This window comes from Rhodoferax sp., assembly GCF_025354435.1.
Classification (GTDB): domain Bacteria; phylum Pseudomonadota; class Gammaproteobacteria; order Burkholderiales; family Burkholderiaceae_C; genus Rhodoferax_B.
On record NZ_JANXMU010000036.1, the window covers coordinates 76,370 to 102,150 of the forward strand.

Consider the following 25,781-nt stretch of genomic DNA (forward strand, 5'->3'; position numbering starts at 1 on the left):
ATGACCGACCCGATTCTTCCCGGCGAACCCCACGCCCCCGCGCAGCCTGAGCGCTCTGCGGGCAGCACGGCGGGCCGTAGTCCCACCGACACCCCGGGCTGGGAGCGCGCAACCCTGGAAAAACTGGCTTTTGCCGCGCTGGCCGAGCAGAAATCTGCCCGCCGCTGGCGCAATTTCGTCCGCTTGGCCTGGCTGGTCTGTTTGGTGGTGGCAGGCTGGATCGGCTTGTCGCGCACCACGCCTAGCACCGACAAAACCACCGCCCACACCGCGGTAGTGGAAATCAAGGGCGAAATTGCCTCGGGTGCGGATGCCGGGGCGGAATTTGTCGTGGCCGCCATGCGCAGCGCCTTCGAGGACGAGGGGGCCCAGGCCGTGGTCTTGCTGATCAACTCGCCCGGCGGCAGCCCGGTGCAGGCCGGCATCATCAACGACGAAATCTGGCGCCTCAAAAAGAAGTACAACAAGCCGGTGTATGCCGTGGTCGAAGAAAGCTGCGCCTCAGCCGCTTACTACATTGCGGTGGCAGCCGACCAGATTTTTGTCGACAAGGCCAGCATCGTCGGCAGTATTGGCGTGTTGATGGACGGCTTTGGCTTCACCGGCTTAATGGACAAGCTGGGCGTGGAGCGCCGCTTGCTGACCGCCGGTGAAAACAAGGGTTTTCTGGACCCGTTCAGCCCGCAAACCGAAAAACAACGGGCCTACGCCCAGACCATGCTGGACCAGATCCACACCCAGTTCATCGACGCGGTCAAGGCCGGACGTGGCAAACGCCTGAAAGAAACCCCTGAGACCTTCAGCGGTCTGTTCTGGAGCGGCCAGCAGGCCGTGGAAATGGGCCTGGCCGATCACTTGGGTAACCTGGATTACGTGGCCCGCGAGGTGGTCAAGGCCGAAGAGCTGGTGGATTACACCCGCCGCGAAAACGTGGCCGAACGTCTGGCCAAGCGCTTCGGTGCCGCCATTGGCGAAGGCTCTATCCGTGCTCTGCAGAGCGTCCCGGCGCTGCGTTAAAGCCCTTAGCGACCAATCGCAAACACGGCGGGCTGGTCATTGACCAGACCCGCCTTGTTTTTTTGCCGCCAGCCTTTGACGGTGTCGCTCACGGTTCGGGGTTCGGCCAAAGTCATTCCGCTGCTGACCGCCAAACGCGTGTTTTGCTGCAAACTTTGTAGCAGTCCCTGCAGCAGAGCCGAGTTGCGATAAGGTGTTTCAATGAATACTTGGGTTTGCCCGGTTTTCAGTGCCAGGGCTTCCAGTTCGCGGATTTTCTGGCCGCGTTCCGGCTCGGCCTGGGGCACGTAGCCCACAAAAGCAAAGTTTTGCCCGTTCAAACCGCTGGCCGCGAGAGCCAGCAGCAGCGACACGGGCCCTACCAACACCACCACCTCCAGCCCTAGCTCGTGGGCGGCACGTACCACCGACGAACCCGGGTCGGCCACCGCAGGCATGCCGGCTTCGCTGACCAGTCCGATGTCCGCACCCTGCAGGGCGGCGGCCAGCAGCGGTTTGGCATCGAAGTTGCCGCTGTGGTCGCCCTTTTTGTGCACTTCGCGCGGCAGTTCCTGGATCTGCAAGGCCTGGATCGTCTGGGCCAGGGGCACCAGCGCGTCTACCCGCTTCAGGTAGGCGCGGGTGGTTTTGGCGTTTTCACAGACCCAGTGCTGCAGGCGTGCGGCCACGCGCAGGGTGCCCAGTGGCATCACGTCTTCCAACGGCGTAAGCGTGGCGCAGCCGAAGTCCAGCGGTGCGGGGACCAGGTAGAGTTTTCCGGGAGTCATAGCAGTACCACTCCGGCGGCGCGCAGCAATTGGCAGGTGCGGATCAGCGGCAGGCCGATCAGGGCGGTGGGGTCGTCGCTGTCTATGCTGTCCAGCAGGCTGATGCCCAGGCCTTCGCTTTTGGCGCTGCCTGCGCAGTCGTAGGGTTGCTCGGCCTGCAGATAGGTTTCGATTTCAGCATCGCTGAGGTCGCGGAAGCGGACCTGCACCGGGGCCAGGGCGCTTTGGGCAAAGCCGGTGTCCAGGCAGACCACCGACAGAGCGGTCTGGAACACCACGGTGTGGCCACGCATCCGGCGCAATTGCACCACGGCGTTGGCGTGGTTACCGGGTTTGCCCAGCGGCTCGCCGTGCAAATCCGCCACCTGGTCGGAGCCGATGACCACAGCCTGCGGAAAGCGGGCGGCCACGGCGCGGGCTTTGGCCAGTGACAGGCGCAGGGCCAGGTCGCGGGGCGATTCACCGGCCAGCGGGGTTTCATCCACATCGGGCGCGGCAACTTCAAAGGGGATGCGCAGGCGCTGCAGCAGCTCGCTGCGGTAACGCGAAGTCGAGCCCAACACCAAGGTGCGGGTGAGAGGGGAGGGCAAAGGAGAATGCATGCTGGGATTCTCTTACACTGTGCCCATGAAAATCGAGATTGCTTCAACCCCCCTGGACGTGCGTGCCTTCGCACAGGCTGCGGGCACCCGCTCTGCCCAGGATTTGCTACTAAAATATGAGCGCCTTACGCAAGAGGCATCTGCGCTAGAGGCTGATTTGACTGTGAATTGGAGTGCCCAGGGCGAGCTGCGCCTGGTGTCTGGCGGCGAGCCTGAAATCTGGCTGCACATCCAGGCCGATACCTGCCTGCCCATGACCTGCCAGCGCTGCCTGACCCCAATCAATATTCCTTTGGCCGTAGACCGCTCGTTCCGCTTTGTGGCCGATGAAGAAACTGCTGCCGCACTGGACGACGAGTCCGAAGAAGACATTCTGGCGCTCGACCCCGCATTCGACCTAGCCACCCTGGTGGAAGATGAGCTGCTAATGGAAATTCCCCTGGTGCCCCGCCACGACGAATGCCCGGTGGAGGTGACCCTGGAGGTGGTGGACCCGGCTTTTGAGGCCGCCTTGTCGGAAAAGCCCCATCCGTTTGCTGCGCTGGCCAAGCTGCGTGGCGAGGGCGCAGACTAGGGACTAGCCTTGCCCGGCAAGCTTGGGCTATAATCTAAGGCTTAGCGCGAAAAGGCTTTGAGCATTTTGACTTCAAAGTTGAGTGGCCTCTCGTGAATTGTCTAATCTTTTAACGTTTAAATTTAAACGTATTTACTTAGGAGCCGACCATGGCCGTCCAACAGAACAAAAAGTCCCCTTCCAAGCGCGGTATGCACCGTTCGCACAACGCACTAAACGTGCCCGGTATCGCAGTGGAATCCACCACCGGTGAAACCCATCTGCGCCACCACATCAGCCCCAACGGTTTCTACCGTGGTCGCCAGGTGCTGAAAAACAAATCTGAAGCCTGATCTGCGCTCACCATCCAGGGCCCGGTGCTACGTAACCCGTAGCCACGGGCCTTTGTTTTGATGTTTGCACTCTCTAGACTTCGCGCGCCACTGGGCGCTGCTACACCATGATCACACTCGCTGTGGACTGCATGGGTGGTGACCACGGCCCCAGCGTCACGCTGCCTGCTTGTCGCCATTTTCTGGACAACACCCCCGGAGTTTCGCTGCTGTTGGTAGGTTTGCCTGCAAGCCTGGCGGGCTTTGTGCATCCGCGCGCCCAGATTGTTGCGGCCAGCGAAGTGGTGGGCATGGATGATTCGATTGAAATTGCCTTGCGCAAGAAGAAGGATTCTTCCATGCGCGTGGCGATCAGCCAGGTCAAGCTCGGTGCGGCCCAGGCGGCGGTGTCGGCAGGCAATACAGGGGCCTTGATGGCGATTGCCCGCTATCTGCTCAAAACCCTGGACGGCATCGACCGCCCCGCGATTGCCGGGCAAATCCCCAATGCCAAAGGCGGTGCCACCACGGTACTTGACCTCGGAGCCAATGTGGATTGCACGGCGGAGCATTTGCTGCAGTTTGCGGTGATGGGCTCGGCCCTGGTGTCGGTGCTCAGCGATAACGAGAACCCTACGGTGGGCCTGCTCAATATTGGCGAAGAGGCCATCAAGGGCAACGAGACTATCAAGCTGTCTGGCGAGCTGCTGCGCGCGGCTGCGCGTGCGGGCGATTTGAACTTTTACGGCAACGTCGAAGGCAACGATATTTTTGTCGGCACCACCGACATCATCGTGTGCGACGGTTTTGTGGGCAATGTGGCGCTGAAAACCAGCGAAGGCCTGGCCAACATGATCGTCAACTTTTTGCGCGCCGAGTTTTCGCGCAATATCTTCACCAAATTTACGGCATTGCTCGCCACTCCGGTGTTATCTGCGCTTAAAAAACGCATGGACCACCGGCGCTACAACGGTGCAGCCCTGTTGGGCCTGCGCGGTCTGGTGTTCAAAAGCCATGGCTCGGCGGACGCGTTTGCGTTTGAGCAGGCGTTGCACCGGGCGTATGATGCAGCCCGAAACAACCTGCTGGACCGTGTCCAGGCCCGCATTGCGCATGCAGCGCCGCTTTTGGCGGCATCTGCGGCTAGTGCCTTGGACACGACCGCAACCACGAGCGCATGACGAGTCTTTATTCCCGCATCACCGGCACCGGTAGCTACCTCCCCCCCCGTCGATTGACCAACGCCGATTTGGTGGCCGAACTGGCCGCCAAAGGCGTGGAAACCTCGGACGACTGGATCGTGGAGCGCACCGGCATTCGGGCCCGCCACTTTGCCGCCGCCGATGCCACCTGCAGCGACTTGGCGGTGCATGCCGCCCGGCAGGCGCTGGAGGCCGCCGGTGTCCAGGCCCAAGACATCGACCTGATCATCGTGGCCACGTCTACGCCGGACATGGTTTTCCCCTCGGCCGCCTGCATCGTGCAAAACAAACTCGGCATCCACGGTTGCCCGGCGTTTGACGTGCAGGCCGTGTGCAGCGGCTTTGTCTACGCCCTGACGGTCGCCGACGCCATGGTCCGCACCGGCACGGCCCGCAAGGCCCTGGTGATCGGGGCCGAGGTGTTCTCGCGCATTCTGGATTTCTCCGACCGCACCACCTGTGTGCTGTTTGGCGATGGCGCAGGTGCCGTCGTGCTGGAGGCCTCGGACACGCCGGGCATTCTGGCCAGCGACCTGCATGCGGATGGCAAGCACGTAGGTATTTTGTGCGTGCCCGGCCAGGTGTCGGGCGGCTCGGTGGTGGGCAGTGCCATGCTGACCATGGACGGCCCGGCCGTGTTCAAACTGGCGGTGGGTGTGCTGGAAGAAGCCGCTCGTGCCACCTTGGCCAAGGCCGGTAAAACCCACGACGATATCGACTGGCTGATTCCGCACCAGGCCAATATCCGCATCATGCAAAGCACGGCCAAGCGGCTGAAGATGTCCATGGACAAGGTCATCGTGACCGTGGACCAGCACGGCAACACCTCGGCTGCGTCGATTCCCTTGGCGCTGGACGCGGGCGTGCGCAGCGGCAAAATTAAAAAAGGCCAAACCCTAATGCTTGAAGGTGTGGGCGGCGGGTTTACCTGGGGTGCTGTGCTGCTTAATTTGTAGCATACTGCGCACGCTTCATAAGCGCTAGCGGCATTTTTGACTCATAAAATCCATGAACCATTTCGCTTTTATCTTTCCTGGCCAGGGTTCCCAGTCCGTCGGCATGATCGATTCCTGGGGTGATCACCCCGTGGTGCGCCAGACCTTGCAAGAAGCCTCTGATGCCCTGGGCGAAGACGTGGCCTTGCTGATCAAAGACGGCCCCAAGGAAGCCCTGGCCCTGACCACCAACACCCAGCCGGTGATGCTGGTGGCCGCAGTCGCCGCGTACCGGGCCTGGATGGCCGAGACTGGCGCAGCGCCTACCGTGGTGGCCGGCCATTCGCTGGGCGAATATTCTGCGCTGGTGGCTTCTGGTGTTTTGACCTTGGCGCAGGCGGCCCCTTTGGTGCGCTTTCGGGCGCAGGCAATGCAAGATGCGGTGCCAGTGGGCATCGGTGCCATGGCCGCAATCTTGGGGCTCGATGCTACTAAAGTAATAGCTGGTTGTGTAGATGTGACCAGCGCTATGCGTGCTTTAGGCACTGAATTTGCAGGCGAGGTTGTGGAAGCGGTGAATTTCAACGATCCTGGCCAGACCGTGATCGCGGGCAGCAAGGCCGCGGTGGAGAAAGCCTGCGAAGTCCTCAAGGCCAGCGGTGCCAAGCGGGCCCTGCCTTTGCCGGTGTCGGCCCCGTTCCATTCCAGCCTGATGCAGCCCGCGGCCATGAAGCTGCGCGAGAAATTGGCGCAGACCGCGTTTGCCGTGCCGCAGATCCCGGTGGTCAATAATATTGATGTGGCGGTGGAGTCGGATGCCGACCGTATCCGCGATGCCTTGGTGCGCCAGGCTTTTGGTCCGGTGCGCTGGGTCGAGTGCGTAGCGGCCATCAAGGCCCGCGGCGTGACCACTCTGGTCGAGTGCGGCCCCGGCAAGGTGCTGGCCGGTATGGTCAAGCGCATCGATGCGGGTTTGGTTGGTCTGCCTTTGTTCGACCCCGCCAGCATGGCCGAGGTCCAGTCCCAACTATTAGGAGCCGCCGAATGAGTACCGTTGAATTTTCAGGCCAGGTGGCCTTGGTCACAGGCGCTTCGCGCGGCATCGGTGCGGCCATAGCGCTGGAACTGGCGCAGCGCGGCCTGAAGGTCGTTGGCACTGCCACCAGCGATGCGGGTGCCGCAGCGATCAGCCAAGCGCTGGCCGCCTTTCCCGGTTGCAGCGGCAAGAAGCTCAACGTCAACGACCTGGCCGAGGCCGAGGCCGTCATCGATAGCATCGCCAAAGAGTTTGGCGGCCTGCAGGTGCTGGTCAATAACGCGGGCATCACCCGCGACACGCTGGCCATGCGCATGAAAGACAGCGACTGGGACGACGTGCTGGACACCAATTTGAAAGCCGTGTTCCGCATGAGCCGCGCGGTAATGCGCACCATGATGAAGCAGCGCTACGGCCGCATCATCAGCATCACCTCCGTGGTGGGGGCCTCGGGCAACCCGGGCCAGGCCAATTACGCCGCCGCCAAAGCCGGTGTGGCGGGCATGACGCGGGCCTTGGCGCGTGAACTTGGTTCACGCAACATCACGGTCAACTGCGTGGCCCCTGGCTTTATCAACACCGACATGACCGCTAGCCTGCCCGAAGAACAACACAAAGCCCTCCTGGCGCAGATTCCGTTGGGCCAACTGGGCTCGCCCGCCGATGTAGCCCATGCGGTGGCCTATCTGGCCTCGCCCCAGGCGGGCTACGTGACGGGCCAGGAGCTGCACGTCAACGGCGGCATGTACATGTAATTACTATGTAGTTGCGGTCAAGGGACTAAGTCACACAAAATCCAGCCGTTCTATCCGTACGGCAGTCTGGGCAGGGGATCTTCTGCAGCCCGGCTAAAATCACGGATTCTTTTACAACCCTCAGAGGGAACTATGAGCGATATCGAAGCACGCGTTAAAAAAATCATTGCCGAACAACTGGGTGTGGAAGAAGCCCAAGTCACCAGCGAAAAGTCTTTTGTGGCCGATCTGGGCGCTGACTCGCTGGACACTGTCGAACTGGTGATGGCACTGGAAGATGAGTTTGGCATCGAAATCCCGGACGAAGATGCCGAGAAGATCACCACCGTGCAAAACGCGATCGACTACGCGACCAGCCACCCCAAGGGCTAATCTGCCTCTGAGCCTACTGGCTGTGCGCCACCTGCGTGGATACAGCCAGTGGAATCAAGCGGCACCCGGTGCCGTTTTTTGCAGCATTTAGCTGCCCACCACACCCCATACATTTATGTCCCGTCGTCGTGTCGTCGTCACAGGTTTAGGTTGCGTCAGCCCCGTTGGTAACACTGTGGGCGATGCCTGGTCGGCCTTGTTGGCCGGCCAATCGGGTATTGACTTGATCAAGTCGTTTGATGCCAGTCCCTTCTCATGCAAATTTGGCGGCGAAGTCAAAGGCTTTGACATCAATGCCCTGATCCCTGAGAAAGAAGCGCGCCACATGGACCGCTTCATCCACCTCGGGCTGGCGGCGGCGATCGAGGCGGTGGCCGACTCCGGTCTGGCCACTGGCGACGCACTGGACCCCGAAGAAGCCACGCGCATCGGCTGCAATATCGGCTCCGGCATTGGCGGCCTGCCGATGATCGAGCAGACACATGCCGAATTCACCAGCCGGGGCGCGCGGCGCATCTCCCCATTTTTTGTGCCGGCCTCGATCATCAACATGATCTCGGGCCACGTGTCGATCAAATTTGGCTTCAAAGGCCCGAACATCGCCATTGCTACCGCCTGCACCACCGGCTTGCATGCTATTGGCCAGTCGGCCCGCATGATCGAGTACGGTGACTGCGACGTGATGATTGCCGGCGGTGCCGAATCCACCATGTCGCCGCTGGGCCTGGGTGGCTTTGCCGCAGCCCGTGCCCTGAGCACTCGCAACGACGACCCCGCCACCGCCTCCCGCCCCTGGGACAAAGACCGCGACGGCTTTGTGCTGGGCGAGGGCGCAGGCGTGCTGGTCATCGAAGAATACGAACACGCCAAGGCACGTGGTGCCAAGATCTATGCCGAAATCGTCGGCTTTGGCTTGAGCGGCGACGGCTTCCACATGACGGCTCCCAACGTGGACGGCCCCCGCCGCTCCATGCAGATGGCCTTGAAGAACGCCGGCATCAACCCCGACCAGGTGGACTACCTGAACGCCCACGGTACCTCCACGCCCCTGGGTGATGCCAACGAAACCAATGCCATCAAACTGGCGTTTGGCGACCATGCCAAGAAGCTGGTGGTCAACTCCACCAAGTCCATGACCGGCCACCTGCTGGGAGGCGCGGGCGGCATTGAAAGCGTCTTCACCGTACTGGCGCTGCACCACCAAAAGAGCCCGCCCACCATCAATATCTTCAACCAGGACCCGGAATGTGACTTGGACTTTTGCGCAAACACAGCCCGGGACATGCAGATTGACGTGGCGGTGAAGAATAATTTTGGCTTCGGCGGCACCAACGGTACGCTGGTGTTCAAGCGCGTTTAAGCCGATCCTGAACGCACAATCCCGATGCACAACGCCCCACCGGTAAGTTATCCGGTGGGGCGTTCGCGTTTTCAGGCTGGGGCGCAGGGTGTGCTGTGGTTGCTGGGCGCGGCCAGCGTAGCGGGCTGGTGCTGGCAGGTAGACATGTTGGGCTGGCGGCAGGGTGTCGCAGTTCTGGCCGTGGTGGGTGCTGGCCTGCTGGCCGTGTTCGGATGGTGGAAAACACCTGCAGCGGCTCTGCGCTGGGACGGCCAGCAATGGTTCTGGACCGCTAACGACGTAGCTTGCACGGTGCATGTCAGTGCCCATCTTGATTTGCAACACCATCTGCTGCTGCGTCTGCGCACGGATGCAGGACGGCCGCTGTGGTGCTGGGCTGAAAGGGCAAGCCAGCCCGTGCACTGGCGCAGTCTGCGCCGTGCGGTATATTCGCCCGCCAGACCGCAAAATGAAACCAATAGTGCGCTCGGATCTGAACCATGACTGCACTACCTCCCCCTCTTTTGACCACCCCGGCTACGGCCACCGATAGCGACCTGATGCTGGTCGAGCGCACTGTGGCGGGCGACCAACGGGCCTACGGCCTGCTGGTGGTCAAGTACCAGCGCCGTATCCAGCGCCTGATTGGCCGCATGGTGCGCGATGTGGACTTGGTGGAAGACATTGCCCAGGAAACCTTCATCCGCGCCTACCGTGCTCTGCCCAAATTCCGGGGCGATGCGCAGTTCTACACCTGGCTGTACCGCATCGCTATCAATACCGCTAAGAAGACTTTGATGGATTTCAAGCGCGATCCCACCGTGTCCGAGGCCGCGATGCGACCTTCTGATGACGAGGATGAAACTTACTACCGAAAGAATGAACCAACCAGTCCCGACACCCCGGATACGGTGCTGGCAGCCAAGCAAATCTCGAACGCAGTCAACGTCGCTCTGGAGGCGCTGCCCGAGGATTTGCGCCAAGCCGTGACTTTGCGTGAGATCGAAGGCATGAGCTACGAGGACATTGCAGAAATGATGCAGTGCCCGATTGGCACGGTGCGGTCGCGCATTTTCCGGGCCCGGGAGGCAATTTCAGCGCGGGTGAAACCTTTGCTGGAAAACCAGTCTGGCAAGCGTTGGTGAGCATAAATTAGTAAGCAAGGTGAAGAACATGGCCAAAGAACACATTGACACCCCGCAGGATGCCCTGTCGGCATTGGCCGATGGGCAATTGCGCGGCGAGGCGTTTGCGCTGGCAGTCGAGCGCGTGGCGCAGCAGCCCGAAGCCCAGGCCACCTGGCATGCTTACCACGTAGTGGGCGATGTGTTGCGGTCCAACGATCTGGCTTTTTGCGCCGATGACCAGGGCTTTCTGGCCCGCTTCCAGAATCGACTGGCTTTGGAGCCGGTTTTGGCTTCCACCGTTAATACTACTAATTTGATAGCTATAGCCGCATATGAATCAAGCGCTAAGGCCTTGTTTGATGCCCAAGATAAATCGGACGATGTTGCGGCCAATGCACCCAGCTTTCGTTGGAAGATGGTGGCAGGTGTCGCCTCTTTGCTGGCAGTTGTAGCCGTGGGCTGGAATGTTGCCGGTGGTTTAGGAGCCGTCCCGACGGGCCAGCAGCTGGCGCAAGTGACACCCGCCGCGCCTGTGCTGCAAACTGTGGCGCAGGCCAATACCGTGAGCGCAGCCCCCCAGATCATGCTGCGTGACGCGCGCCTGGACGCGCTGATGGCGGCGCATAAACAGTTTGGTGGCACTTCGGCCTTGCAGATGCCTGCGGGCTTTATCAGCAATGCCACGTACGAGATTCCCGCCCGCTAAAGGGGCAGTACATCCGCAATATGTTCATGAAAACCCGCCAAGGATTGCTGCTGGCTGCGCTGTGGGCGGCTCTATTGCCTTTGGCCCATGCCGCCGCACCGCCATTGCCCGCAGAGTCGGCCTCTGCCGTTGCCTCCCCCGAGCGCACGGTCAGCGAATGGTTAATGCGCATGCACGAGGCTTCAGGCAAGCGCGCCTATATCGGCACCTTTGTGGTGTCCTATGGTCCGGGCAGCATGTCCAGCGCGCGGATTTGGCATGTTTGCGATGGCGCGCAGCAGATGGAGCGGGTCGAATCATTGACCGGTGCGCCACGCTCCACCTTCCGCCACAACGACCAGGTCATCACCTTTTTGCCCGAAACCAAGGTAGCGGTGGCCGAAAAGCGCGAATCCCTGGGCCTGTTCCCTAATTTGCTAGAGGCGGGGGACTTCTCCATTCCCGCGTTTTATGCGGCCAAAGTAGTCGGTAGCGACCGGGTTGCCGGTTTCGATGCCGACGTGGTGGTTCTCAAGCCCAAAGACAGCCTGCGCTACGGCTACCGCATCTGGAGCGAAAAGAAGAGCGGCCTGGTGGTCAAACTGCAGACCCTGGATGTCGACGGCCAAGTGCTGGAGCAGGCGGCCTTCTCTGAGCTGCAACTCGACGCGCCCGTGAAGATGGACAAACTGGGCCAAATGATGGCCAACACGGCGGGCTACAAGGTGGAGACGGCGGCGATGGTCAAAACCACGGCCTTGTCAGAGGGCTGGGTCTTGAAAAATGGCGTACCCGGCTTCAAACCCATGAGCTGCTTCCGCCGTTCGGTGGGTGGGTCTGCCGACAGCACGGTGCAGTGGGTTTTCTCGGATGGCCTGGCTTCGGTGTCGTTGTTTGCCGAGGCCTATGAGCCCCAGCGCCATGTTCAAGAGGGTGCGATGGCAGTGGGCGCGACCCAGTCACTCACCCGCCGCATGGGTGCATGGTGGTTAACGGCGGTGGGCGAGGCCCCACAAACCACCCTAAAGGCGTTTGTCCAAGGACTCACGCGGGCGAAATAGGGCTTTTCTTGTATTTTTGTGAAGGGATGGACGATGTTCCAAGTCAGTTTGAAAAATATCCGTTCCGCTGCTGTGGTGTGCAGCATGGCTTTGGTGTCGGTGGCGACCCTGCTGCCGAGCGCGCCGGTGTGGGCCCAAACCCGCACGCTGCCGGACTTCACCGATCTGGTGGAGCAGGTGGGGCCGTCGGTGGTCAACATCCGCACACTGGAAAAAGCCTCGGCCCACGCGGCACAAGGCAATGGCATGGACGAAGACATGCAGGAGTTTTTCAAGCGTTTCGGTGTGCCCATCCCGAATATGCCTCGCCAAACGCCGCGCCCGCAAAAACCCCAGCAACAGCCTGAAGAAGAGGTACCGCGCGGCGTGGGTTCGGGCTTCATCCTGAGCACCGACGGCTACATCATGACCAACGCCCACGTGGTCGAAGGTGCGGACGAGGTTGTGGTCACTCTGACCGATAAACGTGAGTTCAAAGCCAAAATCATCGGCTACGACAAGCGTAGCGACGTAGCCCTGGTCAAGATCGATGCGACCGGTTTGCCCGCAGTCAAGCTGGGGGATGTGGGCCGCCTCAAGGTGGGCGAGTGGGTGATGGCGATTGGTTCGCCCTTTGGCCTGGAAAACACCGTCACGGCCGGCATCGTCAGCGCCAAACAGCGCGATACGGGTGACTATTTGTCCTTTATCCAGACCGATGTGGCCATCAACCCCGGCAACTCCGGCGGCCCGCTGATCAATATGCGCGGTGAGGTGGTGGGCATCAACAGCCAGATCTACTCGCGCTCGGGTGGCTTCATGGGCATTTCGTTTGCCATTCCCATCGACGAAGCTTCCCGTGTGAGCGACCAGTTGCGCGCCTCGGGCCGTGTTTCGCGTGGTCGTATCGGCGTGCAGATCGAAACCGTGTCCAAGGAAGTGGCGGAATCGGTGGGCCTGGGCAAGGCGCAAGGTGCGTTTGTGCGCGGCGTGGAAACCGGTTCGCCCGCCGAAAAAGCCGGTGTGGAGGCCGGTGACATCATCACCAAATTCGACGGCAAGACGATCGAAAAATCTTCCGACCTGCCGCGCCTGGTGGGCAATACCAAGCCCGGCTCCAAGAGCAGCCTGACCGTGTTCCGCCGCGGGGCCACTAAGGAACTGACGGTGTCCATCGTCGAGATCGAAGACGATAAACCCGTCAAAAAAGCCTCGGGTAAAGAAGACAAGCCCAAGGCATCGTCTGCTGGCCAGCAACTGGGCCTGGTGGTGAGCGAGTTGACCGATGCGCAGAAGAAGGAACTCAAGCTCAAAGGCGGTGTCAAGGTCGATAGCGCCACCGAAGGAGCGGCCCGAGCCGGTGTCAAAGAGGGCGACGTGATCGTGGCGATTGCCAACGCCGAGGTCAACAGCGTCAAGGAGTTCGAGGCGGCCGTCGCCAAGATGGACAAAAACAAGCCTATCAACCTGCTGCTGCGCCGGGGCGAGTGGGCCCAATACGCGTTGATTCGGCCTGTGAAGTAAATACGGTAGACCCCAAAATCCCCAATCCATACAGGCTGGTGGGGTTTTTGGAGGCCATGTCCTAAGGAAAATACGCTGTCATCCAACTTTCTTCTGCCCCTCAGAAATGGGTTCAAAGTTTGCAGCCACTAACTTAAAAAAGGTCTAGCAACAATTTTGGATAGAATCAGGGGTCTGCTTGGTAGGTTTTGGACATATCAAAAATGCTGGAAACCACGATGCGGGAAGTCTCCCCATGGTGCACAGGTGGTCCACAAACCACCCACAAGTTGTCCAGAAACCTATCCACCGCCCTGTGAATACATTGTGCATAAGACCCCTGTTGTGGCCCTGCAACGCATGACCTGCCCGGTTGTCCGGACTTTGCAAGCCAGGCTTTTTGCCTACAATGAAGCTCCAGCTATCGCAGTTGCCAAAGATTGTTGGTTCAGGGCGCGTTCGTTTTCGACGCGCCCTTTTTTCGTTTATTACCCATGATTTGCATGGACCTGGGCTGCAGTGCAGCCAGGGCCATGCAAGTGATTTCACTTTAAATAAAGCTTTTCGTTGATGAAAAACATCAGAAATTTCTCCATCATCGCGCACATTGATCACGGCAAATCAACGCTGGCAGACCGCTTGATCCAACGCTGTGGCGGTCTGGCCGAACGCGAAATGGAAGCCCAGGTGCTGGATTCGATGGACATCGAAAAAGAGCGCGGCATCACGATCAAGGCACAAACCGCGGCGCTGCATTACAAGGCCAAGGATGGGCAGATTTACAACCTGAATCTGATCGACACCCCCGGCCACGTGGACTTTTCCTACGAAGTGAGCCGCTCGCTGTCGGCCTGCGAAGGTGCGTTGCTGGTGGTGGATGCCAGCCAGGGCGTGGAAGCCCAAACCGTGGCCAATTGCTACACCGCGCTGGAGCTGGGTGTGGAAGTGGTGCCGGTGTTGAACAAGATCGATCTGCCCAACGCCGACCTGGACAACGCCAAGCTGGAGATCGAAGACGTGATTGGCATCGATGCCACGGATGCGATTCCGTGCTCGGCCAAAACCGGCGTGGGCATTGACGAAATTTTGGAAGCCATCGTGGCCAAGGTGCCGTCGCCCAAGGGCAACCCGAAGGCTCCTTTGCGCGCCATGATCATCGACAGCTGGTTCGATGCCTATGTGGGCGTGGTGATGCTGGTGCGGGTGGTCGATGGCCGTTTGGCCAAGGGCGAGCGCATCCGCATGATGGCCTCAGCCGCTTGCTACAACGCCGACAACCTGGGGGTATTCACGCCCGGTACCGAGGTGCGCCAGTCGCTGGAGGCGGGCGAGGTGGGTTTCATCATCGCCGGCATCAAAGAGCTGCAGGCCGCCAAGGTGGGCGATACCGTCACGCTGGACAAAAAGCTGCCCAACAACGCAGGCCCGGCCGAGGAGGCCTTGCCCGGTTTCAAGGAAATCCAGCCCCAGGTGTTTGCCGGGCTGTACCCCACCGAAGCCAGCGAATACGAGTCGCTGCGCGATGCGCTCGAAAAGCTCAAGCTCAACGATGCCTCGCTGCACTACGAGCCCGAGGTATCGCAGGCGTTGGGCTTTGGCTTCCGCTGCGGCTTTTTAGGCCTGCTGCACATGGAAATTGTGCAAGAGCGCCTGGAGCGCGAATTTGACCAGGATCTGATTACTACGGCGCCCAGCGTGGTCTACCAGGTGGCGCGCTCGGACGGCACCATCACCATGGTCGAAAACCCTTCCAAGTTGCCGGATTCCAGCCGCATGGAGGAAATCCGCGAACCCATCGTCACCGTGCACCTGTACATGCCGCAAGAGTACGTGGGCGTGGTGATGACGCTGGCCAACCAGAAGCGCGGCGTGCAGATGAACATGGCCTACAAGGGCCGCCAGGTTGTGCTGACCTACGAGATGCCGCTGGCCGAGATCGTGCTGGACTTCTTTGACAAGCTCAAATCGGTGAGCCGGGGCTATGCCTCAATGGATTACGAGTTCAAGGAGTACCGCGCGGCCGATGTGGTGAAAGTGGACATTTTGCTCAACAGCGAAAAGGTCGATGCCTTATCGATCATCGTGCACCGCAGCCAGTCGCAATACCGCGGCAGGGCCGTGGTGGCCAAGATGCGCGAGATCATTTCGCGCCAGCAGTTCGACGTGGCCATTCAGGCGGCCATCGGCTCGGGCATTATTGCCCGTGAGACAATCAAAGCGCTGCGGAAGAACGTCATTGCCAAGTGCTATGGCGGCGATATTTCCCGTAAGCGCAAGCTGCTTGACAAGCAAAAACAAGGTAAAAAACGCATGAAGCAAATCGGCTCGGTAGAAGTGCCGCAAGAGGCTTTTCTGGCAATTCTGCAGGTGGAAGATTGATGCAAGTTCTGACGGCGATGATTCTGGCGGCTTTTGTCGCCTACGGTGGAGCCTGGTACATGGGCATGCTGGAGGGCAACTTTGCCTTGCTGCTGTTTCTGGCGACTTTGGTGACAGGTTTGTATTGGCTGGCGGAGAAGTTCTACTTCTTCCCTCGCCGCCAGCAGGCTGTGCTGCGGCTGGAGGCCGCTTCTGCCCAACGCCTGGCCGAACTGCAAAAAATGGGTATCACCCAGGTAGATCAGGTGGTGCCCGATGCCAACGCCCGTTTGCTGATGCAGCCCTGGTGGTTGGATTGGACCGCCGGTTTGTTCCCAGTGATTTTGGCGGTGTTTTTGCTGCGCTCATTTTTGTTTGAACCGTTCAAAATCCCCTCGGGCTCGATGATCCCCACACTGTTGGTGGGCGACCTGATTTTGGTGAATAAATTCCACTACGGCGTGCGTTTGCCGGTGCTCAACACCAAGCTAACCGACGGCACACCGCCCCAGCGTGGCGACGTGATGGTGTTTCGCTATCCGCCAAAACCCAGCCTAGACTACATCAAGCGGGTGGTGGGCGTGCCAGGTGACGAAGTGGCTTACATCAACAAGCGCCTGACCATCAACGGCAAAGCGTTGGACACCAAGGAGATTCCAGACTTCTTTGACGAAGACCAGATGCGTTACTTCAAGCAGTTTGAAGAAACCCTGGGCGATAAGCCGCACCGCTTGCTCAACGACGAGAGCCGCCCTGCCTTTGTGCAGGGTGCCGATGACTTCGCGTTTCGGCAAAACTGCCAGTACAGCGTCGAAGGCGTGGTCTGCAAAGTTCCCGAAGGCCAGTACTTCATGATGGGCGACAACCGCGACAACTCGCTGGATTCGCGCTACTGGGGCTTTGTGCCCGACAAAAACATCGTCGGCAAGGCCTTCTTTGTGTGGATGAATTTTGGCAACATCAAGCGCATCGGTGCGTTCCACTAGGTTTAAAAAGGCAAGCTATGAAACATGCATCGAAATCCAAGCAGCGCGGCCTGTCTTTTTTCGGCGTCGTCTTTTTGGGCGTGCTGATCTTCTCGGTATTTGTGGTGGGTGCCAAGGTGGTGCCGACCGTGATCGAGCACCAGGCGATTCTGAAAGCGCTTGAAAAATCCAAGGCCGGTAACACCGTGCCCGAAGTGCGCACTATTTTTGACAAAGCTGCCACCATCGATGACATCTCGTCCGTGTCCGGCAAGGATTTGGAAGTGACCAAGAACGGCGACAAGGTAGTGGTGTCCATTGCTTACAACAAAGAAATTGAGCTGGTAGGTCCTGCGTATTTGCTCATCAAGTACACCGGAACCAGCAAATAGCGTGAACGATGGCCTTCTAGCGCTGCAGCAACGGCTGCAGCATGTTTTTTCCGATAGCAAATTGCTGGTGCGTGCCACTACCCACCGTAGCTTTTCGGCCGACCACAACGAGCGGCTCGAGTTTCTGGGCGACTCGGTCCTGAACCTGTCGGTGGCGGGCCTGCTCTACACCCGCCTCAAAGACTTGCCCGAGGGCGATCTGTCCCGGGTGCGGGCCAATATGGTCAAGCAGGACACCTTGCACCAACTGGCTGTGGTGCTAGATTTGCCCAGCGTGCTGCGCTTGGGTGAGGGCGAAGCCCGCTCGGGTGGGCAAAAACGCCCGTCCATTCTGGCCGATGCCCTGGAAGCCGTGATTGGTGCGGTGTACCTGGATGCAGGCTACGTGTCTGCCGAAGCCCTGGTCCACCGATTGTTCAAAGAGGTTGAAATCAACCCCCAGATGCAAGCCATCGGCAAAGACCCGAAGACCGAGTTGCAGGAGTGGCTGCAGGGCCGCAAAATGAAAGTACCCGCCTACCGCGTGGTCAGCACCTTGGGGGCTGCCCATCGGCAAACCTTCGATGTGGAATGTGAAATTGTTGAGCTCGGCCAAACCGAGCGCGGCATTGGCGGTTCGCGCCGCGCTGGTGAACAGGCTGCGGCGGCTGCCATGCTGGTCAAACTTCAAACTAAAGCCGTCGCCGTGAAAGTCTCCAAATGACCGCAACCCAAAATCCCGAATCTGCTCCCGTTCCCGAATCCGTCGACACCCCGGAAGATGCCCTGTCCTCGCTGGAAGGCATGCTGGCCGGGCTAAAAAGAATAGCTCCTGGTGGCGACACCACGGGCCAGCGCTGTGGCTTGGTGGCCATCGTTGGCAAGCCCAACGTGGGCAAGTCCACCCTGCTTAACGCCGTGGTCGGCCAGAAGATCAGCATCACCTCGCGCAAGGCGCAAACTACGCGCCACCGCATCACCGGCATCCGCACCCGCGAAAACACCCAGTTTGTGTTTGTCGACACTCCCGGTTTCCAGACCCACCACAACAACGCGCTGAACCGCTCGCTGAACAAAACCGTGCTGGGCGCGGTGGGCGATGTGGACCTGATTCTGTTTGTGGTGGAAGCTGGTAGCTTCACCCTGGCCGATGCCAAGGTGCTGTCGCTGCTCAAGCAAGACATCCCCGTGCTACTGATCGCCAACAAGCTGGACAACGTGCACCGCCGGGCTGAAATCGCCCCCTGGCTGCAAACCATGCAAGAGCGCCACGCCTTTGCCGAATTTGTGCCCATGTCGGCCAAGAACGCCAAGGACATCGAGCGCCTGTTCGCTATCTGCGCCAAGTACCTGCCCGAGCAGGGCTGGTGGTACGGCGAAGACGAGCTTACCGATCGCAGCGAGAAGTTCCAGGCCGCCGAGACCGTGCGCGAAAAGCTGTTTCGCCTGACCGGTGACGAGCTGCCCTACACCTCTACCGTCATCATCGACAAGTTCGAAGAAGAGCCGCCCGCCCGCAAAGGCCAGAAGCGCCTGCTGAAAATCGCCGCCACCATCGTGGTCGAGCGCGATGGCCACAAAGCCATGGTGATCGGCGACAAGGGCGAACGCATCAAGCGCATCGGCATGGAAACCCGTGTCGAGCTGGAAAAGCTCATGGATGCCAAGGTGTTCATCGAGGTCTGGGTCAAGGTCCGCTCCGGCTGGGCCGACGACGAAGCCCGCGTGCGCTCTTTCGGCTACGGAGACTGACCCACCACACCCCAGGCTGGCGATCGGCCTACGCGTGCATTTTGTCTGACCATGGCCACCAAACGCACGCTTGATGAACCGGCTTATGTGCTGCACCGCTACGACTGGAGCGAGTCCAGCCTGATCCTGGAGGTGTTCACCCGCCACCAGGGCCGCATGGCCATCGTGGCCAAGGGGGTGAAGAAGCCCACCTCCAACTTCCGCCCCATCCTGCTGCCCTTGCAGCCCCTGCGGCTGTCGTTTGGTGGCGATGCCGAGATCCGCACCCTCAAGGCCGCGGAGTGGGTGGGCGGGCATGTGATGCCGACCGGCGACGCGCTGCTCTCAGGCTACTACCTCAACGAATTGCTGATGCGCCTGCTGGCCCGCGACGACCCGCACGCTGTGCTGTTCGATGCCTATGCCATTGCGGTGCAGGTACTGGCTTCTGAACACGGCGAAGCGCTGCAACCCGCGCTACGGGCTTTCGAGCTGCTGCTGCTGCGCGAAATCGGCCTGCTGCCCTCGCTGGACGTGCAAACCATGACGCTGGAGCCGCTGGACCCCGCAGGCCGCTACAGCCTGGTGGCCGAAGGCGGCCTGCGCCAAAGCCAGACCGACCACCGCGCCAGCCTCAGCGGCGCGCAGTGGCTGGCGCTGCAGCAGTCGCTGCAGCCTGGCGCACCGTTCACCGCCACTTTGCGCGCCTGCGCTGAGGTGTTGAATGGCCTGAAGCCCCAATTGCGGGCGGTGCTGCACTACCATTGCGGCATGGCAACGCTGCATACGCGGCAACTGATGATGGACCTCCAAGCCCTATGACACATTCCCCCGCACGCACTGCGCTTTCCGTCAACGTCAACAAGGTCGCCCTGGTACGCAACACCCGGCACCTGGGCATCCCCAGCGTCGCCCGCGCGGCCACGCTGTGCCTGCAGGCGGGAGCCCAGGGCATCACCGTGCACCCGCGGCCTGACGCGCGGCACATCCGCCCGGAAGACGTGACCGAGCTGTCGGCCCTGCTCAAGGCCTGGCCCGGTCGCGAATTCAACATCGAAGGCAACCCGTTCCAGAACCTGATGGACTTCGTGCGCCAGTGCCGCCCCCAGCAGTGCACCTTTGTGCCCGACGGCGAAGACCAGTTCACCAGCGACCACGGCTGGAACCTGGTGCAAGACGGCGAGCGCCTGCGCCCCCTGATTGCCGAGGCCCAAAGCCTGGGTGTGCGCGTTAGCCTGTTCATGGACCCCGTGCCCGCCGCCATGGCGCAGGCCAAAGCCGTGGGGGCGGACCGCGTCGAGCTCTACACCGAGACCTTTGCCAGCGCCTTTGGCCAACCCAATTTTCAAGAGGTTTTTAGGCAGTTTGTGCAGACAGGAAGTGCGGCAGCAGCTATCAATCTAGGAGTTAACGCCGGCCACGACCTGAACCGCGACAACCTCACCACCTTTCTGCGCGGCTGCCCCATGGTGCAAGAAGTGTCCATCGGCCACGCCCTGGTGGCCGACGCGCTGGAGCTGGGCTACGCCGCCACGGTGCAAGACTACCTGCGCTGCATAGCCGCAGCCTTCAACCCCGAGGTTTGAGGTGATCTACGGCATCGGCACCGACATCTGCGACGTGCGCCGCATCCGGGCCAGCCTGGGGCGGCACGGCGACCGGTTTGCCGAAAAGGTGCTCAGCGATGCCGAGCTGGCGGTCTGGCGCCGCCGCAGTGAACGCAATGTCGAGCGCGGTGTGCGCTATCTGGCCACCCGTTTCAGCGCCAAGGAATCCTTCAGCAAAGCCATCGGCATGGGCATGCGCATGCCCATGACCTGGCGGCTGTGCGAGATCGGCAACCTGCCCAGCGGCCAGCCGGTGATCGTGCTGCACGGCGTGCTGAAAACCTGGTTCGAGGAGCGCCAGCTGAGCGCGCATGTGACCGTGACCGACGAGACGGACTACGCTGCGAGTTTTGTGGTGGTGGAACAGGCTTCCGCCTGAGAGTAATTGGTTATCGATTTGCTATAGTGTTGATAGCTACTAGCGTAAGCTCTACCTGCACTAGAGCCCTTTTTTTATAAATTATTGCCATGTCCCAACACGCACCCCTCATTATTGATATTGCCGGCACCAGCCTGACCAAGGCCGACCGCCAGCGCCTTAAGCACCCGCTGGTCGGCGGCCTGATTCTGTTTGCCCGCAACTGGCAAGACCGGGCGCAACTCACCGCCCTGTGCCGCGTCATCAAAAAGGCCCGCCCCGACGTGCTGGTCTGCGTGGACCACGAGGGCGGCAGGGTGCAGCGCTTCAAGACCGACGGCTTCACCCACCTGCCGCCCATGCATGTGCTGGGCGAGCTGTGGATGCGCGATGCCTTGCAGGCCACCAACATCGCCACCGCCTGCGGCTACGTGCTGGCCTCCGAGCTGCGCGCCTGTGGGGTCGATTTCAGCTTCACCCCGGTGCTGGACCTGGATTTTGGTGAAAGCAGCGTGATCGGCAACCGCGCCTTCCACCGCGACCCGCGTGTGGTCAGCATGCTGGCCAAGAGCCTCATGCACGGCCTGCTGCGGGCGGGCATGGGCAATTGCGGCAAGCATTTTCCCGGCCACGGCTTCGTCACCGCCGATTCGCACACCGCCATACCGGTGGACAAGCGCGGCCTGAAAGCCATCCTGACCGACGATGCCGCGCCCTATGGCTGGCTCAATACCAGCCTGAGCAGCGTGATGCCCGCGCACGTAATCTACCCCAAGGTGGACAAACGCCCTGCAGGCTTTTCCGCCAAGTGGCTGCAAGAGATTTTGCGCGGCAAGCTGGACTTCCAGGGCGCGATTTTCAGCGACGACCTGAGCATGGCCGGGGCCCGCAAGATTGATGACCAGGACGTGGGCTACACCGAAGCCGCCATCGTCGCGCTGCAAGCCGGTTGCGACCTGGTGCTGCTGTGCAACCAAAGCCTGGGCGATGGCCAGGAGGTCGATGCCTTGCTCAACGGCCTGGCCGAGGCCCAGCTCAAGGGCCAATGGCACCCCGATGAAGCCAGCGAAGCCCGCCGACAGGCCCTGCTGCCCGTAGGCCCGGCACCCGAGTGGGACGCTTTGATGACCCAGCCCGCCTACATGCAAGCGCTGTGGCTGGTGCCTTAGCAGGCGCTGCGATTTTTGTAGCTGCTAACGCTTAATGAATAAGCGCTAGCAGTCTAAAAGGCATGTAAATTACTCTTTTCGGAGTGCCGGGAACAGGATCACATCCCGGATGCTGGCGCTGTCGGTCAGCAGCATCATCAGGCGGTCGATGCCGATGCCGCAGCCGCCGGTGGGGGGCATGCCGTACTCCAGGGCGCGCACGAAGTCGTGGTCGAAGTGCATGGCTTCGTCGTCGCCGCTGTCCTTGGCGTTCACCTGGGCCTGGAAGCGGGCGGCCTGGTCTTCGGCATCGTTCAACTCGCTAAAGCCGTTGCCGAACTCGCGGCCGGTGATGTAGAGCTCGAAGCGCTCGGTCACCTCGGGGCGGTCGTCGTTGGCGCGGGCCAGGGGCGATATTTCGGTGGGGTGCTCCATGATGAAGGTGGGCTGCCAGAGCTTGTCTTCCACGGTTTCCTCAAAGTACAGCACCTGCAGGCTGGCCAGGCTGCGGCCGGCGAGCTTGTTCTTGGCCTCGGTCAGGCCGAGCTTTTTCACTGCATTGGTCAGCCATACGGGGTCGAACACGTTGTCACCGGCTTCGGTGTACTTCTGGATGGCTTCCACAATCGTCAGGCGCTCGAAGGGTTGGCTCAGATCGACCGGCTTGCCCGCGTAGGTCAGCTGCAGCGAGCCGGTGGCGCGCTGGGCGGCATCGCGGATCAGCTTTTCGGTGTAGTCCATCAGGTCCTGGTAGTTCCAGTAGGCCGCGTAGAACTCCATCATGGTGAACTCGGGGTTATGGCGCACCGAGATGCCTTCGTTGCGGTAGCTGCGATTGATTTCGAACACGCGCTCGAAGCCGCCGACGATCAGGCGCTTCAGGTACAGCTCGGGCGCGATGCGCAAAAACATCTCTTGGTCCAGCGCGTTGTGGTGCGTCTTGAACGGCTTGGCGTTGGCACCGCCGGGGATGGGGTGCAGCATGGGCGTTTCGACTTCCAGGAAGTCGTGGCCCACCATGAATTCGCGCAGGGCGCTGACGGCCTTGCTGCGGGCCAGGAAGCGTTTGCGGGCCTCCACGTCGGTCATCAGATCGACATAGCGCTGGCGGTACTTGGTTTCCTGGTCGGCCATGCCGTGAAACTTGTCGGGCATGGGGCGCAGGCTCTTGGTGAGCAGGCGCACGCTGGTGGCGTGCAGCGAGAGCTCGCCGGTGCGGGTTTTGAACACGGTGCCCTCGGCGGCCACGATGTCGCCCAGGTCCCAGTGCTTGAAGCTGGTGTACAGCTCCGCGCCCACGTCTTCGCCCTTGATGTAGATCTGGATGCGGCCGCCAGTGTCGCCAAATGACGCGTCTTGCAGCGTACAAAAGCTGGCCTTGCCCATCACGCGCTTGAGCATCATGCGGCCTGCGACCTTGGCCGTCGCGCCCAGGGCAGTGAGCTCTTCGGTGGACTGGCCGTTGAAGCGTTCAAACAGGCTGGCGGCGTGGTCTGTGGGTTTGAAATCGTTGGGAAACGCGACACCCTTGCCCTCGGCTTGCTGCTGGCGGATGGCTTTGAGCTTTTCGCGGCGCTCCAGAATCAGCTGGTTTTCGTCTTGGACGGGTGCGGGGGGGAGGGTGTTTTCAGACATGGAGGCGTTTTGGATGGAGAAAGGGCGGGTTGCGCCGAACCTGCCATTCTAAAACGCCGTCAGTGGGTGATTCCGTCGCGGCGCAATACCTTGAAGAAGGTCAGCACCAGAATCCGCACATCCAGCCCGAAAGAGCGGTGGTGCAGGTAGTAGGCATCGAGTGCCACTTTGGCCGGAATCGGCAATTCGTCGCGCCCGTGGATCTGTGCCCAGCCCGTCAGGCCCGGCACCAGGGTGTGCACGCCCTGGGAGGTGCGCAGGGCCACCAGGTCGTGCTGGTTGAACAGCGCAGGGCGCGGCCCGACAAAGCCCATGTCGCCTTTCAAAATACTCCACAACTGGGGTAACTCGTCCAAGCTGCTCTTGCGCAGAAAGTTGCCGATGGGGGTCAGGTAATTTGCAGGATCTGCTAGTAAATGTGTAGCTACTGCCGGAGTACCTATCTGCATGGAGCGGAACTTTGGCATAGAGAAAATGCTATTATTTTTGCCAACACGGTCCGACCAGTACAGCACCGGGCCTGGCGAAGTCAACCGTACCGCCAAAGCAACCAGCAGCATGGGGAGTGCCAGGACGCACAGCGCGGCCAAGCCTAAAACCAAATCGCAAAATCGTTTCATGGCTGTATGGCTGCCACCGTACGGCGCAGTCCTTCGTTGAGGGTGACGGGCGGTGTCCAGCCCAAAACATCGCGCGTGTGCTGGATATCCACTTGCAGGTGGCCACACAGGCGCTGCGCTGCCGCCCCTTGCCCGACCAAGCTGGCCCCGGCTTGCAGCAGCCACGCGGGCACGGGCAGCAAGCGGCTCGGCTGGTCCATGGCGCGGGCCATGCAGCGCACCAGTTCGGTGGTGGACAGGTCTTCGCCATCGCTGACCAAGAAGGTCTGCTGGGCCGCGGCGGGATGGGTGGTGCAGGTCAGGATCAAATCCACCAGATTGTCCAGACCCACCAGGCTGCGCAGGTTGTGGATGGCCCCCAGCGGCAGTGGCAGCTTGTTGGAGACAGCCCGCAGCAGTGCGGCAAAGTTGGCCTTGACCCCCGGACCATAGACCAAGGGTGGACGGATGGTGACCACCTCCATGCCGGTGTCTTGTGCAATGCGCTGCAAGCCAAGTTCTGCCTCCCATTTGCTGGTGCCGTAGGGGTCTAGGGGATGGGGGGTGTCGCTGGCCCGGAATGCCCGGCCCAGTGTTGTCGCTTCGCCGTTGACTTTGATCGAGCTTAAAAAAATGAAGCGCCGTACGCCCTCTGAGGCTGCCTGCCGTGCTAAATGCAGGGTGCCATCGGTGTTAACGCTGCGGTAGGCTGCCAAGGGATCAATAGCATCTTCGCGCATCACGTGGGCGCGGGCGGCGAGGTGGACGACGGTATCGCAACCTTGCAGCGCATCGGCCCACAGGGTCTGCGGCCCGATGGAGTCGATAGCCGCCACTTCCACGCCGGGTAAGGCCGCCACCGGATGCCGCACGGCAACCCGCACGCGCACGTGCACGCGCGCCAGGGCGGCGCACAGTGCCGACCCGACAAAGCCATTGGCACCGGTGACCAGGACCGTCATGGCCGATGCAGCCATAGTGCGCGGATAAACACCCGCGAACAAAAAAATCGCAGCATGCTGGAGAGGTGCCACCGCAGATATTTGCGCTGGGTGTGGCTGCTGCGCTGGGCATCGTGGGTCACACCGTGGTGCGGCAGCAGTGCAATTTGTAGGCTCTGCAAGCGGATCCGTGCACACAGGTCCACATCTTCGTAGTACAGAAAAAACTTCTCATCAAAACCGCCCATGCTGCGGTACAGCGCGGTGGACAACACCATGAACATGCCACCTACCCAATCGGGGTAGAACACCGTTTCTGGGTGGGTGGAGGCACGGCTTAGTTGACGTTTTCGCAGGATGGCTTTGGCTGTGATGCCCCAAGGGGTTGGAAAACGGCGCGCGCTGTCTTCCAGTTGCCCCGCGGGGCTGTAAATAGCTGGTGCCACCAGACCTACCAAGGGATCTTCAAGCACCGCGAGCAAGCCTGGAAACGGGTTTTGCGTTAGCCGAATGTCCGGATTCAGAATGCACACCGTGGCGCATCGGGCCTGGGCCAAAGCTTGGTTGTGGTTGGCACCAAAGCCCATAGGCAGGAGGTTGCGCACGACGCGCAAGGAGAACCCAAAATCATCGGCTGTACATGGCATGTCTTCGGGAATATTCAGCGTCAGAATCACTTCCAGCGGCGTTTGCAGGTGCAGGCGGTCCAGGTCACGCAGCAACGGCAGCACCAGTGCCATTTGTCCGTGGCTGACGATGGAGATGGAGAGGTTGGGCCGAGTGTCGCGGGCCATTGGCGAAGT

The 25,781-nt window shown here is 60.8% G+C and carries 29 protein-coding genes; 23 read left to right on the forward strand and 6 right to left on the reverse strand.

Annotated elements, in window-relative coordinates; genetic code table 11:
- Positions 1 to 1,017 carry a S49 family peptidase gene (locus Q0T48_RS09240; protein WP_295955443.1) on the forward strand — a complete coding sequence of 339 codons (1,017 nt, stop codon included), beginning with the start codon at positions 1 to 3 and terminating at the stop codon, positions 1,015 to 1,017.
- Positions 1,018 to 1,022: 5 nt separating this feature from the next.
- Here Q0T48_RS09240 and Q0T48_RS09245 read toward each other — a convergent pair whose 3' ends face one another.
- Positions 1,023 to 1,784 (reverse strand): SAM-dependent methyltransferase, encoded by a 762-nt coding sequence (locus Q0T48_RS09245; RefSeq protein WP_295955445.1) that lies wholly within the window; start codon positions 1,782 to 1,784, stop codon positions 1,023 to 1,025.
- Positions 1,781 to 2,386, reverse strand: a complete 606-nt coding sequence (locus tag Q0T48_RS09250; protein WP_295955446.1) for a Maf family nucleotide pyrophosphatase — start codon at positions 2,384 to 2,386, stop codon at positions 1,781 to 1,783. Before Q0T48_RS09250 ends, Q0T48_RS09245 begins: the two co-directional genes overlap by 4 nt.
- Positions 2,387 to 2,411: 25 nt before the next feature.
- On the opposite strand from Q0T48_RS09250, the gene Q0T48_RS09255 reads away from it, so the two are divergent.
- The 22 genes from Q0T48_RS09255 (at position 2,412) to nagZ (ending at position 21,824) form a co-directional block, all read left to right on the forward strand.
- A complete protein-coding gene (locus tag Q0T48_RS09255) occupies positions 2,412 to 2,960 on the forward strand; it encodes a YceD family protein (protein WP_295955447.1) in 549 nt (182 codons plus the stop codon).
- A 149-nt stretch (positions 2,961 to 3,109) separates the two neighbouring features.
- The gene (rpmF, locus tag Q0T48_RS09260) at positions 3,110 to 3,292 is read left to right on the forward strand and encodes a 50S ribosomal protein L32 (RefSeq protein ID WP_295955448.1); all 183 of its coding nucleotides are present in this window, start codon (positions 3,110 to 3,112) and stop codon (positions 3,290 to 3,292) included.
- A 107-nt stretch (positions 3,293 to 3,399) separates the two neighbouring features.
- Positions 3,400 to 4,452, forward strand: a complete 1,053-nt coding sequence (plsX, locus tag Q0T48_RS09265; RefSeq protein ID WP_295955449.1) for a phosphate acyltransferase PlsX — start codon at positions 3,400 to 3,402, stop codon at positions 4,450 to 4,452.
- Positions 4,449 to 5,429: a beta-ketoacyl-ACP synthase III gene (locus Q0T48_RS09270; RefSeq protein ID WP_295955450.1), complete on the forward strand. Its 981-nt coding sequence runs from the start codon at positions 4,449 to 4,451 to the stop codon at positions 5,427 to 5,429. The genes plsX and Q0T48_RS09270 overlap by 4 nt, the downstream gene beginning before the upstream one ends.
- Positions 5,430 to 5,481: 52 nt before the next feature.
- Positions 5,482 to 6,456, forward strand: coding sequence for an ACP S-malonyltransferase (fabD, locus tag Q0T48_RS09275; protein ID WP_295955451.1), 975 nt, complete (start codon positions 5,482 to 5,484; stop codon positions 6,454 to 6,456).
- Complete coding sequence (fabG, locus tag Q0T48_RS09280; RefSeq protein WP_295955452.1) at positions 6,453 to 7,199, forward strand: 3-oxoacyl-ACP reductase FabG; 747 nt, start codon at positions 6,453 to 6,455, stop codon at positions 7,197 to 7,199. Before fabD ends, fabG begins: the two co-directional genes overlap by 4 nt.
- Positions 7,200 to 7,331: 132 nt before the next feature.
- Positions 7,332 to 7,571 (forward strand): acyl carrier protein, encoded by a 240-nt coding sequence (gene acpP / locus Q0T48_RS09285; protein ID WP_295955453.1) that lies wholly within the window; start codon positions 7,332 to 7,334, stop codon positions 7,569 to 7,571.
- A 115-nt stretch (positions 7,572 to 7,686) separates the two neighbouring features.
- The gene (gene fabF, locus Q0T48_RS09290; RefSeq protein WP_295955454.1) at positions 7,687 to 8,931 is read left to right on the forward strand and encodes a beta-ketoacyl-ACP synthase II; all 1,245 of its coding nucleotides are present in this window, start codon (positions 7,687 to 7,689) and stop codon (positions 8,929 to 8,931) included.
- Positions 8,932 to 8,955: 24 nt separating this feature from the next.
- Positions 8,956 to 9,414, forward strand: a complete 459-nt coding sequence (locus Q0T48_RS09295) for a hypothetical protein (RefSeq protein ID WP_295955455.1) — start codon at positions 8,956 to 8,958, stop codon at positions 9,412 to 9,414.
- A gap of 56 nt (positions 9,415 to 9,470) precedes the next feature.
- The gene (rpoE, locus tag Q0T48_RS09300) at positions 9,471 to 10,055 is read left to right on the forward strand and encodes an RNA polymerase sigma factor RpoE (RefSeq protein WP_295955570.1); all 585 of its coding nucleotides are present in this window, start codon (positions 9,471 to 9,473) and stop codon (positions 10,053 to 10,055) included.
- 28 nt (positions 10,056 to 10,083) lie between these two features.
- Positions 10,084 to 10,743 (forward strand): sigma-E factor negative regulatory protein, encoded by a 660-nt coding sequence (locus Q0T48_RS09305; protein WP_295955457.1) that lies wholly within the window; start codon positions 10,084 to 10,086, stop codon positions 10,741 to 10,743.
- Positions 10,744 to 10,769: 26 nt separating this feature from the next.
- The gene (locus Q0T48_RS09310) at positions 10,770 to 11,783 is read left to right on the forward strand and encodes a MucB/RseB C-terminal domain-containing protein (protein WP_295955459.1); all 1,014 of its coding nucleotides are present in this window, start codon (positions 10,770 to 10,772) and stop codon (positions 11,781 to 11,783) included.
- Positions 11,784 to 11,816: 33 nt separating this feature from the next.
- On the forward strand, positions 11,817 to 13,286 hold the full coding sequence (locus Q0T48_RS09315; protein WP_295955461.1) for a DegQ family serine endoprotease: 1,470 nt from the start codon (positions 11,817 to 11,819) through the stop codon (positions 13,284 to 13,286).
- Positions 13,287 to 13,835: 549 nt separating this feature from the next.
- Positions 13,836 to 15,644, forward strand: a complete 1,809-nt coding sequence (lepA, locus tag Q0T48_RS09320) for a translation elongation factor 4 (RefSeq protein ID WP_295955463.1) — start codon at positions 13,836 to 13,838, stop codon at positions 15,642 to 15,644.
- Positions 15,644 to 16,609, forward strand: a complete 966-nt coding sequence (lepB, locus tag Q0T48_RS09325; protein ID WP_295955465.1) for a signal peptidase I — start codon at positions 15,644 to 15,646, stop codon at positions 16,607 to 16,609. The genes lepA and lepB overlap by 1 nt, the downstream gene beginning before the upstream one ends.
- A 17-nt stretch (positions 16,610 to 16,626) precedes the next feature.
- Positions 16,627 to 16,980 (forward strand): DUF4845 domain-containing protein, encoded by a 354-nt coding sequence (locus Q0T48_RS09330; RefSeq protein ID WP_295955467.1) that lies wholly within the window; start codon positions 16,627 to 16,629, stop codon positions 16,978 to 16,980.
- Position 16,981: 1 nt separating this feature from the next.
- Positions 16,982 to 17,683 (forward strand): ribonuclease III, encoded by a 702-nt coding sequence (gene rnc, locus Q0T48_RS09335; protein ID WP_295955469.1) that lies wholly within the window; start codon positions 16,982 to 16,984, stop codon positions 17,681 to 17,683.
- Between the two features lie 80 nt (positions 17,684 to 17,763).
- Complete coding sequence (gene era / locus Q0T48_RS09340; RefSeq protein WP_295955573.1) at positions 17,764 to 18,711, forward strand: GTPase Era; 948 nt, start codon at positions 17,764 to 17,766, stop codon at positions 18,709 to 18,711.
- Positions 18,712 to 18,762: 51 nt separating this feature from the next.
- The gene (gene recO, locus Q0T48_RS09345) at positions 18,763 to 19,512 is read left to right on the forward strand and encodes a DNA repair protein RecO (protein WP_295955471.1); all 750 of its coding nucleotides are present in this window, start codon (positions 18,763 to 18,765) and stop codon (positions 19,510 to 19,512) included.
- Complete coding sequence (locus Q0T48_RS09350) at positions 19,509 to 20,276, forward strand: pyridoxine 5'-phosphate synthase (protein ID WP_295955473.1); 768 nt, start codon at positions 19,509 to 19,511, stop codon at positions 20,274 to 20,276. Before recO ends, Q0T48_RS09350 begins: the two co-directional genes overlap by 4 nt.
- A 1-nt stretch (position 20,277) precedes the next feature.
- A complete protein-coding gene (gene acpS / locus Q0T48_RS09355) occupies positions 20,278 to 20,676 on the forward strand; it encodes a holo-ACP synthase (RefSeq protein WP_295955475.1) in 399 nt (132 codons plus the stop codon).
- 89 nt (positions 20,677 to 20,765) lie between these two features.
- Complete coding sequence (gene nagZ / locus Q0T48_RS09360) at positions 20,766 to 21,824, forward strand: beta-N-acetylhexosaminidase (protein WP_295955477.1); 1,059 nt, start codon at positions 20,766 to 20,768, stop codon at positions 21,822 to 21,824.
- A gap of 69 nt (positions 21,825 to 21,893) precedes the next feature.
- On the opposite strand, the gene lysS is transcribed toward nagZ, so the two are convergent.
- The 4 genes from lysS to Q0T48_RS09380 are packed head-to-tail and all read right to left on the reverse strand — an operon-like array spanning position 21,894 to position 25,772.
- Positions 21,894 to 23,438 carry a lysine--tRNA ligase gene (lysS, locus tag Q0T48_RS09365; protein ID WP_295955479.1) on the reverse strand — a complete coding sequence of 515 codons (1,545 nt, stop codon included), beginning with the start codon at positions 23,436 to 23,438 and terminating at the stop codon, positions 21,894 to 21,896.
- 59 nt (positions 23,439 to 23,497) lie between these two features.
- A complete protein-coding gene (locus Q0T48_RS09370) occupies positions 23,498 to 24,058 on the reverse strand; it encodes a sugar transferase (RefSeq protein WP_295955481.1) in 561 nt (186 codons plus the stop codon).
- A complete protein-coding gene (locus tag Q0T48_RS09375; RefSeq protein ID WP_295955483.1) occupies positions 24,055 to 24,999 on the reverse strand; it encodes an SDR family oxidoreductase in 945 nt (314 codons plus the stop codon). The genes Q0T48_RS09370 and Q0T48_RS09375 overlap by 4 nt, the downstream gene beginning before the upstream one ends.
- Positions 24,996 to 25,772 carry a glycosyltransferase gene (locus Q0T48_RS09380; protein WP_295955485.1) on the reverse strand — a complete coding sequence of 259 codons (777 nt, stop codon included), beginning with the start codon at positions 25,770 to 25,772 and terminating at the stop codon, positions 24,996 to 24,998. Before Q0T48_RS09380 ends, Q0T48_RS09375 begins: the two co-directional genes overlap by 4 nt.
- Positions 25,773 to 25,781: the final 9 nt, after the last annotated feature.